Source organism: Duganella sp. Dugasp56 (assembly GCF_047304105.1).
GTDB lineage: Bacteria > Pseudomonadota > Gammaproteobacteria > Burkholderiales > Burkholderiaceae_D > Rugamonas > Rugamonas hordei.
Genome location: NZ_JBGLYQ010000055.1, coordinates 33,154 through 44,704, shown reverse-complemented (window position 1 = coordinate 44,704; position 11,551 = coordinate 33,154). Strand labels below are relative to the sequence as shown.

Here is an 11,551-nt window from a genome sequence, read left to right as displayed (position 1 = left end):
GCGGTTAGTTCAGCTGGTTAGAATACTTGGTCGACATCCAAGGGGTCGCAGATTCGAATTCTGCACCGCCCACCAGATTACGCAGCACAGTAGTAAAAAGCAGTAAAATTAGCAGTAATGAGTAGTACCCCCGGGCGGTTAGTTCAGCTGGTTAGAATACTTGGTCGACATCCAAGGGGTCGCAGATTCGAATTCTGCACCGCCCACCAGAACATGTAAGAGCGAGAAAGGCAATCCGGTTATGACACCGCGAACTACTACCAAGCTTTGGGAGTGACGCTAGTCGATCGGGATTCTTTTTGCTCAAAAAAAGAGAAAACGCGGCTAGCCCGCGTTTTTTTTCGTCCGCGTTTTTTATTGTTTGTTCTACACCTGGCCTGAGTGCCGAAATGGAGATCGTTATGCTTTCAGTTCGCCTTCCTGATGGTTCTGCCCGTGAATTCGACGGCCCAGTCACCGTTGCTCAAGTGGCGTCCAGCATCGCCACCAGCCTGGGCAAGGCTGCCCTGGCCGGCAAGGTCGACGGCAAAGTGGTGGATACCTCTTTCCTGATCGAGAAAGATTCCGATCTGGCCATCATCACCGACAAGGATCCCGAAGGCCTGGATGTGATCCGTCACTCGACCGCCCACTTGCTGGCCTACGCCGTCAAGGAGCTGTTCCCCGATGCGCAAGTGACCATCGGTCCGGTCATCGAAAACGGCTTCTACTACGACTTCTCGTACAAGCGTCCATTCACGCCCGACGACCTGGTCGCCATCGAAAAGAAAATGACCGAGCTGGCCAAGAAGGATGAGCCGGTCACCCGAAAGGTGCTGCCGCGCGACGAGGCCGTGGCCTACTTCAAGTCCATCGGCGAAGCCTACAAGGCCGAGATCATCTCGTCGATTCCCGCCGACCAGGACGTCTCGCTGTACACCGAAGGCAGCTTCACCGACCTGTGCCGCGGCCCGCACGTGCCGTCGACCGGCAAGCTGAAAGTGTTCAAGCTGATGAAGCTGGCCGGCGCCTACTGGCGCGGCGACAGCAAGAACGAGATGCTGCAGCGCGTCTACGGCACCGCCTGGACCAAGAAGGAAGACCAGGAACAGTACCTGTTCCAGCTGGAAGAGGCGGAAAAACGCGACCACCGCAAGCTGGGCAAGCAGCTGGACTTCTTCCACTTCCAGGACGAGGCGCCGGGCCTGGTGTTCTGGCATCCGAAGGGCTGGACCATCTGGCAGCAGGTCGAGCAGTACATGCGCAACAAGTACCAGGTCAACGGCTACCAGGAAGTCAAGGCGCCGCAGATCCTGGACTCCAGCCTGTGGGGCAAGACCGGCCACTGGGACAACTACCGCGAAAACATGTTCGTGACGGAATCGGAAAACCGTTCCTACGCGCTGAAGCCGATGAACTGCCCGGGCCACGTGCAGATCTTCAACAGCAATATGCGCAGCTACCGCGACCTGCCGCTGCGCTACGGCGAGTTCGGCCAGTGCCACCGCAACGAGCCTTCGGGCGCGCTGCACGGCATCATGCGCGTGCGCGGCTTCACCCAGGACGACGGCCACATCTTCTGCACCGAAGAGCAGATCGAGCCGGAAGTCGTGTCCTTCCACACGCAGGCGATGGAAGTCTACAAGGACTTCGACTTCACCAACATCGAAGTCAAGCTGGCGCTGCGTCCGGACAACCGCATCGGCACCGACGAAGTCTGGGACGAGGCCGAGGACGCGCTGCGTTCGGGCCTGCGTGCCTGCGGCGTGAGCTGGACCGAATTGCCGGGCGAGGGCGCGTTCTACGGTCCGAAGATCGAATACCACCTGAAGGATTCGCTGGGCCGCCCATGGCAGGTCGGCACCATGCAGGTCGACTTCTTCATGCCGGAGCGCCTGGGCGCCGAATATGTGGCGGCCGACAACAGCCGCCAGGTGCCGGTCATGCTGCACCGTGCGATCGTCGGTTCGATGGAGCGCTTCATCGGCATCCTGATCGAGAACTACGCGGGCGCGCTGCCGATGTGGCTGGCGCCGGTGCAGGTGTCGGTGCTGAACATCTCCGATGCGCAGGCCGAATATGTGGCGCAAGTGGCTGAAAAGCTGCGCCGCAGCGGGTTCCGCGTACAGACCGATTTGCGCAACGAGAAAATAACCTATAAAATACGCGAACATTCCGTCCAAAAACTGCCCTACATCCTTGTAGTCGGCGATAAAGAGCGGGATGCCAACACCGTGGCCGTGCGGGCGCGGGGCAATGTCGATCTGGGCGTCATGTCCGTCGATGCCCTGATCGAGCGACTCCAGCAAGACGTCGCCAACAAAGCCTGATCGCACTGGCCTTTCATTAGATTTTAAAAGGAATCACCATAGCTACTGACAAGTCGCATCGCATCAATGGCGAAATCACTGCCCCTGAAATGCGTTTAAGTGGGGTCGATAACGAGCCTCTCGGTATCGTGAGTTTGGCCGAAGCCTTCCGCCTGGCGGAAGAAGCAAACGTCGACCTGGTTGAGATCGCGCCTACCGCGGTTCCGCCGGTCTGCCGTTTGATGGACTACGGCAAATTCAAGTATTCGGAGCAGAAGAAGGCTCACGAAGCGAAATTGAAGCAGAAAATCATCGCCGTGAAGGAAGTCAAATTCCGCCCGGGTACCGATGACGGCGACTACAATATCAAGCTGCGCAACCTCATCAAGTTCCTCGATGAGGGTGACAAAACCAAGATCACGCTGCGTTTCCGCGGTCGTGAAATGGCGCACCAGGATATTGGCTTCCGTATGCTGGAACGCCTGAAGGCCGATCTGGAGCCGTACGGCCAGGTCGAGCAGTTCCCGAAGATGGAAGGCCGCCAGATGATCATGGTCCTTTCGCCTAAGAAAAAGAAGTAATCTTGCCGTAAATGCAAGCATAAGGGGCGCCGAGGCGCCCCTTATAATTTGTGGTGCAGAATTGCAGCAACTGGTCTATAATTGCCGGCTGTTGTAAATGTAGTGGACTCGCATCTGCTGCAAAAACAAGTGAAAGCAGGCATCTAAGCGCAGCGTAGTGTTGCCACCTGCAATCCTGTTTGATATGGAGCTACCCAAGAGGGTAGATTGCTATGCCAAAAATGAAAACCAAAAGCTCCGCGAAAAAACGTTTTCGCGTGCGTCCAGGTGGTACTGTTAAGTCGGGTATGGCGTTCAAGCGCCACATTCTGACCAAGAAAACCACCAAAAACAAACGTCAGCTGCGCGGCACCCGTAACATCAACGCATCGGATGTCACGTCCGTCATGCGCATGATGCCAACCGCTTAATCTCACACTTTTAAGGAGTTACTATGCCTAGAGTAAAACGTGGGGTTACAGCTCGTGCCCGTCATAAAAAAGTATTAAACCTGGCCAAGGGTTACCGCGGTCGTCGCAGCAAGGTTTACCGTGTTGCCAAGCAAGCAGTCATGCGCGCTGGCCAATACGCCTACCGCGACCGTCGTAACAAGAAGCGCGTCTTCCGCCGTCTGTGGATCGCTCGTATCAACGCCGCTTCCCGTGAGCATGGCGTTACCTACAGCGTCTTCATGAATGGTCTGAAGAAAGCTTCGATCGAACTGGACCGTAAAGTCCTGGCCGATATGGCAGTGATGGACAAGCCGGCCTTCGCCGCGATTGTCAACGCTGTGAAAGCAAAAATCGCTGCTTAATACGCATTGATTTGGGATCGCAATCCCTGCGGGGGTTGCGCAGAGAACGGGGCAAAGGTATATACCTGTGCCCCGTTTTTGATTGAGGATAAGAAAAACGCATGGACTCCCTGGAACAACTCGTCGCCTCAGCAGTGCAGGATTTCGACGCGGTCAAAGATGACGCCGCCGCACTGGAAAATGCCAAAGCCAAATATCTGGGCAAGACCGGCCAGATCACCGAATTGATGAAGGGGTTGGGCAAGCTCGACCCCGAAGCACGCAAGGCGCAGGGCGCCCTGATCAATGCTGCCAAAGGGCAGATTGAAGCGGCGCTGACGGCCCGGCGCGACGCGCTGGCCGACGCCCAGATGCAAACCCGTTTGAACGCCGAGGCCATCGATGTCTCGCTGCCTGGCCGCGGCCGCGCCGGCGGCGGCATCCACCCGGTGATGCGCACCTGGGAGCGGGTCGAGGAGATCTTCCGCTCCATCGGTTTCGACGTGGCCGACGGCCCCGAGATCGAAAACGACTGGACCAATTTCACCGCGCTCAACAGCCCGGAAAACCATCCGGCCCGCTCGATGCAGGACACCTTCTACATCGAAGGCAACGACAGCGAAGGCAAGCCGCTGCTGCTGCGCACGCACACCAGCCCGATGCAGGTGCGCTATGCCCGCAGCCACACGCCGCCGATCAAGGTCATCGCGCCGGGCCGCACCTATCGCGTCGACAGCGACGCCACCCACTCGCCGATGTTCCACCAGGTCGAGGGCCTGTGGATCGCCGAGAACATCAGCTTTGCCGACTTGAAGGGCGTGTACCTGAACTTCGTCAAGGCCTTCTTCGAGACCGACGACCTGCAGGTGCGTTTCCGTCCGTCGTATTTCCCGTTTACCGAGCCGTCGGCGGAGATCGACATCGCCTTCGGTTCCGGTCCGCTGAAGGGCCGCTGGCTGGAGATTTCCGGCTCGGGCCAGGTACACCCGTCGGTGGTGCGCAACTTCGGCCTGGATCCGGAAAAGTACATCGGCTTCGCGTTCGGCTCCGGCCTGGAGCGCCTGACGATGCTGCGCTACGGGGTCAGCGACCTGCGCCTGTTCTACGAGGGCGACCTGCGCTTCCTGAAGCAGTTCAATTAAATACGGATGACGTCATTCCCGCGCAGGCGGGAATCCATGGAACGCCGGCCAAGCCGCTTCAGCATGGATCCCCGCTTTCACGGGGACGACGCGATAACTGACTAGAAAGTTTGATTATGCAATTCTCCGAAAACTGGCTCCGTACCATGGTCGATCCGAAGATGACTTCGGATGAACTGGCCCATCTGTTGACGATGTCCGGCCTGGAAGTGGAAGAAGTCGAAGCCGTGGCGCCGCCGTTCTCCAACGTGGTGGTCGGCCTCGTGCGCGAAATGGCCAAGCACCCGAACGCGGACCGCCTGAACGTGTGCCAGGTCGACGTCGGCACCGGCACCTTGCTCAACATCGTCTGCGGCGCGCCCAACGTGCGCCCGGGCCTGAAAGTCGTCTGCGCGATGGCCGGCGCCATGCTGCCGCCCGGCGCCGACGGCAAGCCGTTTGAAATCAAGGTTGGCCAGCTGCGCGGCGTCGAGTCGCAGGGCATGCTGTGCTCGGCCAAGGAACTGAAATTGTCGGAAGAGGGCAGCGGCCTGCTGGAGCTGCCGGACGACGCCCCGGTCGGCCAGAACTTCCGCGACTACTACGCGCTCAACGACCTCAAGTTCACCATCAAGCTGACCCCGAACAAGGCGGACTGCCTGTCGGTGCTGGGCGTGGCGCGCGAAGTGTCGGCGCTGACCGGCGTGCCGCTGCATGCGCCGTCGTACCGCACCGCGGCCGTCAACAGCGCCGAAGTGCTGCCGGTGAAGATCTCGGCGCCGGACCTGTGCGGCCGCTTCTCCGGCCGCGTGATCCGCAACCTGAACGCCAAGGCCGCCACGCCGGACTGGATGAAGCAGCGCCTCGAGCGCAGCGGCCAGCGCTCGGTGTCGGCGCTGGTGGACATCTCCAACTACGTGATGCTGGAGCTGGGCCGTCCTAGCCACGTGTTCGACCTGGCCAAGATCCATGGCGGCCTGAACGTGCGTTGGGGCAAGGCCGGCGAAACGCTCAAGCTGTTGAACGGCAACACCGTCACCGTGGACGAATGGGTGGGCGTGATTTCGGACGACAAGGAAATCGAATCGCTGGCCGGCATCATGGGCGGCGACGCCACCGCCGTCTCGCTGGACACCGAGTCGATCTACCTGGAAGCGGCGTTCTGGTGGCCGAACGCCATCCAGGGCCGCGCCCGCAAGTACAACTTCTCGACCGACGCGGCGCACCGCTTCGAGCGCGGCGTCGACTATGCGACCACGGTCGAGCACCTCGAGCGCATCACCTCGCTGCTGCTTGAAATCTGCGGTACGCCGACCACCCAGGTGGGCCCGGTCGACGACCAGATCGTCAACCTGCCGAAGCGCGAGCCGGTCAAGCTGCGCACCGCCCGCGCGCAAAAAGTGATCGGCGTGGCGCTGGACGACCAGACCATCGCCGACATCTTCACCCGCCTGGCGCTGCCGTTCACGCTGGCGGACGGTGTGTTCTCGGTGACCGCGCCGTCGTACCGCTTCGACATCGAGATCGAGGAAGACCTGATCGAGGAAGTGGCCCGCGTCTACGGTTTCGAGAACATCCCGACCGTGGCGCCGGTGGCCGCCAACACCATGATCATCGCGCCGGAAAACACCCGCTCGCTGTTCGCCGTGCGCCACCAGCTGGCCGACCTGGGCTTCCAGGAAGTGGTCAACATGAGCTTTGTGGACGCGGCCTGGGAGCAGGATTTCGGCGGCAACGCCAACCCGATCAGGCTGCAGAACCCGATCGCCAGCCAGATGAGCGTGATGCGCTCGACCCTGGTCGGCAGCCTGGTGGCCAACGTGCGCTACAACCTGAACCGCAAGACCAGCCGCGTGCGCCTGTTCGAGATCGGCGCCATCTACCTGCGCGACGACAGCGTGGCCGACGGCGCGCTGACGGTGGCCTGCTATCACCAACCGAAACGCGTCGCGGCCATGGCCTACGGCGGCGTGGCGGACGAGCAGTGGGGCCAGGACAGCCGCGCGGTCGACTTCTTCGACCTGAAGGCGGACCTGGAGCACCTGTTCGCCCCGCTGTCGCTGCGCTTCGTCAAGGCGGAGCATCCGGCGCTGCACCCGGGCCGCTCGGCCCACGTGCTGCTGGATGGCAAGGTCATCGGCTTCATCGGCGAGCTGCATCCGCGCTGGCTGCAGAAATACGAGTTGCCGCATGCGCCGGTGGTGTTCGAGGTGGATGCGGTTGCTTTGCAGCAACGATCCGTGCCAGAATACGTGGAAATCTCCAAGTTCCCCGGCGCCACCCGCGATCTGGCGGTGGTCGTCAAGCAAGACGTTCCGGCACAGGATTTGCTGGACGCATTTAATGCAGTTGTGCAAACAAATCCACAAGGCAAGATCGTGCAAGCCATTGTTTTGTTTGATGAATATCGTGGTAAAGGACTGGAGTCGGACGAAAAATCGCTTGCTTTCCGCTTTAGCTTGCAAGATACTCAAAACACGCTGCAAGACGATGTGGTGGAAGCCGTGATGACCGCCGTTGGCGATGCGGCCAAGCAAAAACACGGTGCCCGTCTGCGCGCTTAAACCTCGATTTTTTGACCAATGGGAGTCCGGCCTACGCCGGACTCATTCGTTCCTAGATAAGGCAGGGCAGGAAAATTAATAATAACGACGTTGATTCCGCCGTACTCCAATCCGCATTGGCTGCCGATCTGCATCGGGCCATGCAGGTGGCCAAGGTACGCCAGGATGCGGAAAAAGATTTGCCTACGCTGACCAAGGCGGAGCTGGCCGAGCTGTTGTTCGAGCAGGTCGGCCTGAACAAGCGCGAGGCCAAGGACATGGTGGAGACTTTCTTTGACGAGATCCGCAATGCGCTCGAGCGCGGCGAGGCCGTCAAGTTGTCTGGTTTCGGCAACTTCCAGCTGCGCGACAAGCCGCAGCGGCCGGGCCGCAACCCGAAAACCGGCGAAGAAATCCCGATCACGGCGCGCCGCGTGGTGACTTTCCATGCCAGCCAAAAACTCAAGGGCATGGTCGAAGAGAGCAATCCGATGGCGCGCGCCGCCTGAGTGAGAAATGAGCCGTGATGAACGATCGCCTCGCCAAGTCTGAACTGGTTGTGCTGCCGCCTATCCCGGCCAAGCGCTATTTCACGATCGGTGAAGTGAGCGAGCTGTGCGGCGTGAAGCCGCACGTGCTGCGCTACTGGGAGCAGGAGTTCACGCAGCTCAAGCCGGTCAAGCGGCGCGGCAACCGGCGCTACTACCAGCACCATGAAGTGCTGCTGATACGGCGCATCCGCGAATTACTATATGAACAGGGCTTCACCATCAGCGGCGCCCGCAATAAGCTGGACAGCCGTGCCTACGATGGCGCCGCGGCGGAGTATGATGGCGCTTCAGCTGTCAACGGTTCGGTGCCGGCAGCCGTTCCTGCTCCGTTGGACCGTGAAATGATACGCAGCGAACTGCTGTCGATACTGCGCCTGCTCAAGCCCGAGTAGCGCGCACCGCTGCCGCGGGCTGCGGACGGCGGAACGATTGCTGCTATACTTTCAATATTATTCATTTATCAGCGACGCTGATACTCGGTGGCGTGAAGTCCGGCGGGGCCCAAGGCACGACAGCCGGACATGACGAGGGGAAACAATGATACGCGTTGCCATTTGTGACGACCATCAGATAGTAAGAGCAGGATTCAAACAGATTTTTTCCGCGTCGGACGACTTCGACGTGGTGGCGGAGGCCGGTACCGGCCGCGAAGCGCTGGATATCGCCCGCCGCGAGATTTGCGACGTGCTGCTGCTCGATATCGCCATGCCCGACCAGAGCGGCATCGATACCTTGCGCACCATCCGCCAAGGCCAGCCGGATTTGCCGGTGCTGATCCTGTCCGGCTATCCGGCGCAGCAATACGCGCTGAACTTGTTCAAGATGGGGGCCAACGGCTACCTGAACAAGGAATGCGAGGCCGACGAGCTGATCACCGCCGTGCGCACCGTCTACCAGGGGCGCCGCTACGTCAGCTCGACCGTCGGCGAGCTGCTGGCGCAGAGCTTCGACCGCGATCCGAACACGGCGCTGCACACCGAGCTGTCGGACCGCGAGTTCCAGGTGTTTCTGCGCCTGGCGCGCGGCGCCACCGTGTCGGACATCGGCGTGGCGCTGTCGCTGAGCATCAAGACCGTCAGCACCTACCGCACCCGCATCATGGAAAAAATGGGCATGCAGTCGAATTCCGACCTCACGTATTACGCCATGAAGAACAATCTTCTGGATTGATATCCCTAGGGGTGCGCACTATTGAGGTGCGCCCCTGGCGCAGCTATTTCCTCAGCGGTCTATAATTCGGTAACGTGGCGCATCCCCGCCCCGGATTAACCAGTGAAGGAAACTCGTCAGGATGTATTTCACCGTCGAAACAGCGCCGCATCATCGCCTGCCGCTGTACAAGACCGTCTTGTGCGTGACCTGTGCGTTGCTGCTGATCGTCAACGGATTCAGCCTGTTCCACAACTTGCAAGCACTGCGCGGCGCGCAGGTACTGCTCGGACAAAGCGCGCGGGTGGCCGATCGCCTGCAATATCTGAACGTGCTGGTGCTCGATGCCGAGAGCAGCATGCGCGGCTATTTCCTGTCCGGCCGCGACGCCTACCTCGGGCCGACCAAGACCGCGCTGGCGGAAACCGAAATCGAGTTCAAGGAGCTGGAAAAGCTGCTGGCCGATAATCCTTCGCAACTGCGCAACCTGACGCAGCTGCACACGCTGGTGCGCCGCCGGCTGACCATCATGAGCCAGGCCATCGATGTCTACCGCGAGGGCGGGCTGGATGAAATCGTCAAGATCGCCAAGCTCAGCGACGGCCGCGCCAGCATGGACGAGATCCGCCTGCAGGTCGTCATCATGGAGCAGGAGCAGAACGAGACGATGGCCGCGCGCAGCGCCATGTTTTACCAGGAATACCAGAAGGCGGTGTTGCTGGGCATGGGCATCAACGCCGTCGCCATCGTCGTGCTGGTCATGTTCTACCAGCTGGTGCGGCGCAGTTTCGCCAACCGCGCGCAGGTCGAGCATGCGCTGCAGAGCGCCAATGAAAACCTCGAATCGCAAGTCCAACAGCGGACCGAGCAGTTGTCGGTGCTGTCGCGCCACCTGATCAGCATCAGCGAGGAAGAGAAGGTGCGGCTGTCGCGCGAACTGCACGATGAAATGGGCGCCAACCTGACCTCGATCAGCATGGACATCGCCGCCGTCACCCAGCAGCTGCACAAGACCGATCCCGAACTGGCGGCGCAACTCAAGCGCGCCCGCGCCACGCTGGTGGAGACAGTCGAGATGAAGCGCCGCATCGTGGAAAATCTGCGGCCTAGCCTGCTCGACAACCTCGGCCTGTGCGCCGCGATCGAGAGCTATTGCAACGAGTTCAGCCGCCTGGCGCAGGTGCGCTGCGACTGCGACGTCGGCGAGGATATCGAAAGCGAGGCACGCCATTCCGGCGACCTGTCGATCGCGCTGTTCCGCATCGTCCAGGAATCGCTGACCAATATCCGCAAGTACGCCAAGGCCAGCCGCGTGTCGGTGACCCTGAACCGCAGCCAGGACGGCCTGATGCTGCGCATTATCGACGACGGTATCGGCATCGCCTCCAACACCATCGTCAAGCCCATGTCGCACGGACTGCTGGGCATGCGCGAACGGGCCTTGCTGCTTGGCGGCACGCTGAACATCCGCCGCGGCCGCAACGACGCCGGCACCTGCATCGAAGTGGCCATCCCCTTGCGAGCGCGGGAAGCGCCCGGCGAGGAACGCCGCGCCACGGCCGACGGCGAACCGGCCGCGCCCATCCCGACGCTGCCGCCCGCCCTCAGCGCCGTGCTTAGCAGCGTGCTACATCCACCAGCAGACGGTCATACTCCGTCTTCGCCACCTTATAGCACTCACCCGCATACGCCTCCAAGCCTGACCGATCAAGCACAGTGATGTTGCCGCGGCGGTAGGTGATCAAGCCTTCGTCCTGCAGCTTGCCGGCGGCGGCGGTGATGCTTTCGCGGCGCACGCCGAGCATGATGGAAATCATTTCCTGGGTGACCTTCAACTCGTTCGATGGCGAACGGTCCAGGCGGTCCAGCAGCCAGCGGCACAGCTTTTGTTCGATCGAGCTGTGGCGGCCGCCGACGGCGTTCTGTGCCATCTGCGCGAACAGCGCGGTGTTGTAGCGCATCAGCAGCGCGGGCAGGGCGCCGCCCTGGTTGAAGGCGGCGCGCAGGTGCTGGGCCTTCATGCGGTAGCCGTAGCCGGCGGCCTGGACCACGGCGCTGCACATCGCGCGTTCGCCTTCGAACAGCGACACGCCGACCACGCCTTCATGGCCGACCACGGCGATCTCGGTGGTGGCGCCGTCCTCCATCACATACAGCAAGGACACGATGGCGGTGGTGGGGAAGTGTACGTATTCCATGGCGCCGCCGAATTCGAACAGTTCCTTGCCGAAAGGAAGCGTCACCAGTTCCAGATGTTCAAACAGCGATTCGAGCACCTCGCGCGGCAGTGCGGCCAGCAATTCGTTCTGCTGGGCGCCGCTGACGCTGACAACAGGCCGTGACGCCACCTTGAATGCTTTCGAGCCCACGCGCGGGGCGCGCGGTGCTGCGTTTTTTTCGGTTGCGTTGACTTGGGTGTTGTTCATTTTGATCCTCACAATCTGCTATACAACGTGCTATACAAAGTCACCAAGTGCGTTCATTGGTGTTGGTGTAACTTTAGGGACTTTGTTAGATTGCGAACATAAGAGGAGCAGACGCACAAA

General features: G+C 60.7%; 11 protein-coding genes and 1 tRNA gene. 11 read left to right on the top strand and 1 reads right to left on the bottom strand.

Annotated features, from left to right (window positions below):
- Positions 1–132: 132 nt before the first annotated feature.
- From ACCD07_RS28240 to ACCD07_RS28190, 11 genes are all read left to right on the top strand, one after another.
- Positions 133–209, top strand: a tRNA-Val gene (locus tag ACCD07_RS28240).
- Positions 210–401: 192 nt separating this feature from the next.
- The gene (gene thrS, locus ACCD07_RS28235) at positions 402–2,309 is read left to right on the top strand and encodes a threonine--tRNA ligase (protein WP_413449259.1); all 1,908 of its coding nucleotides are present in this window, start codon (positions 402–404) and stop codon (positions 2,307–2,309) included.
- A 20-nt stretch (positions 2,310–2,329) separates the two neighbouring features.
- A complete protein-coding gene (gene infC, locus ACCD07_RS28230) occupies positions 2,330–2,869 on the top strand; it encodes a translation initiation factor IF-3 (protein ID WP_071658961.1) in 540 nt (179 codons plus the stop codon).
- Positions 2,870–3,081: 212 nt separating this feature from the next.
- Entirely contained in the window at positions 3,082–3,279 is a 198-nt protein-coding gene (rpmI, locus tag ACCD07_RS28225; protein ID WP_008449407.1) for a 50S ribosomal protein L35, read from the top strand.
- Positions 3,280–3,302: 23 nt separating this feature from the next.
- Positions 3,303–3,662 carry a 50S ribosomal protein L20 gene (rplT, locus tag ACCD07_RS28220; RefSeq protein WP_090313948.1) on the top strand — a complete coding sequence of 120 codons (360 nt, stop codon included), beginning with the start codon at positions 3,303–3,305 and terminating at the stop codon, positions 3,660–3,662.
- Between the two features lie 101 nt (positions 3,663–3,763).
- The gene (pheS, locus tag ACCD07_RS28215; protein WP_008449402.1) at positions 3,764–4,783 is read left to right on the top strand and encodes a phenylalanine--tRNA ligase subunit alpha; all 1,020 of its coding nucleotides are present in this window, start codon (positions 3,764–3,766) and stop codon (positions 4,781–4,783) included.
- 116 nt (positions 4,784–4,899) lie between these two features.
- Positions 4,900–7,326 carry a phenylalanine--tRNA ligase subunit beta gene (gene pheT, locus ACCD07_RS28210; RefSeq protein ID WP_413449258.1) on the top strand — a complete coding sequence of 809 codons (2,427 nt, stop codon included), beginning with the start codon at positions 4,900–4,902 and terminating at the stop codon, positions 7,324–7,326.
- A gap of 140 nt (positions 7,327–7,466) precedes the next feature.
- The gene (locus tag ACCD07_RS28205) at positions 7,467–7,814 is read left to right on the top strand and encodes an integration host factor subunit alpha (RefSeq protein ID WP_019919772.1); all 348 of its coding nucleotides are present in this window, start codon (positions 7,467–7,469) and stop codon (positions 7,812–7,814) included.
- A gap of 17 nt (positions 7,815–7,831) precedes the next feature.
- Positions 7,832–8,248, top strand: a complete 417-nt coding sequence (locus tag ACCD07_RS28200) for a MerR family transcriptional regulator (RefSeq protein WP_176651161.1) — start codon at positions 7,832–7,834, stop codon at positions 8,246–8,248.
- Positions 8,249–8,393: 145 nt separating this feature from the next.
- On the top strand, positions 8,394–9,026 hold the full coding sequence (locus ACCD07_RS28195; protein ID WP_090313944.1) for a response regulator transcription factor: 633 nt from the start codon (positions 8,394–8,396) through the stop codon (positions 9,024–9,026).
- Between the two features lie 121 nt (positions 9,027–9,147).
- The gene (locus ACCD07_RS28190; RefSeq protein ID WP_413449257.1) at positions 9,148–10,725 is read left to right on the top strand and encodes a CHASE3 domain-containing protein; all 1,578 of its coding nucleotides are present in this window, start codon (positions 9,148–9,150) and stop codon (positions 10,723–10,725) included.
- Here the strand turns inward: ACCD07_RS28190 and ACCD07_RS28185 are convergent.
- Entirely contained in the window at positions 10,622–11,431 is an 810-nt protein-coding gene (locus ACCD07_RS28185; protein ID WP_176651159.1) for a Crp/Fnr family transcriptional regulator, read from the bottom strand. The genes ACCD07_RS28190 and ACCD07_RS28185 overlap by 104 nt on opposite strands.
- Positions 11,432–11,551 lie beyond the last annotated feature (120 nt).

Excerpts from the sequence above, each read along its gene's own strand:
- ACCD07_RS28200 (WP_176651161.1), top strand. The coding sequence starts at position 7,832 with ATGAACGATCGCCTCGCCAAGTCTGAACTGGTTGTGCTGCCGCCTATC.
- ACCD07_RS28205 (WP_019919772.1), top strand. The coding sequence starts at position 7,467 with ATGCAGGTGGCCAAGGTACGCCAGGATGCGGAAAAAGATTTGCCTACG.
- rplT (WP_090313948.1), top strand. The coding sequence starts at position 3,303 with ATGCCTAGAGTAAAACGTGGGGTTACAGCTCGTGCCCGTCATAAAAAA.
- ACCD07_RS28190 (WP_413449257.1), top strand. The coding sequence starts at position 9,148 with ATGTATTTCACCGTCGAAACAGCGCCGCATCATCGCCTGCCGCTGTAC.
- ACCD07_RS28185 (WP_176651159.1), bottom strand. The coding sequence starts at position 11,431 with ATGAACAACACCCAAGTCAACGCAACCGAAAAAAACGCAGCACCGCGC.
- pheT (WP_413449258.1), top strand. The coding sequence starts at position 4,900 with ATGCAATTCTCCGAAAACTGGCTCCGTACCATGGTCGATCCGAAGATG.
- pheS (WP_008449402.1), top strand. The coding sequence starts at position 3,764 with ATGGACTCCCTGGAACAACTCGTCGCCTCAGCAGTGCAGGATTTCGAC.
- ACCD07_RS28195 (WP_090313944.1), top strand. The coding sequence starts at position 8,394 with ATGATACGCGTTGCCATTTGTGACGACCATCAGATAGTAAGAGCAGGA.
- thrS (WP_413449259.1), top strand. The coding sequence starts at position 402 with ATGCTTTCAGTTCGCCTTCCTGATGGTTCTGCCCGTGAATTCGACGGC.
- rpmI (WP_008449407.1), top strand. The coding sequence starts at position 3,082 with ATGCCAAAAATGAAAACCAAAAGCTCCGCGAAAAAACGTTTTCGCGTG.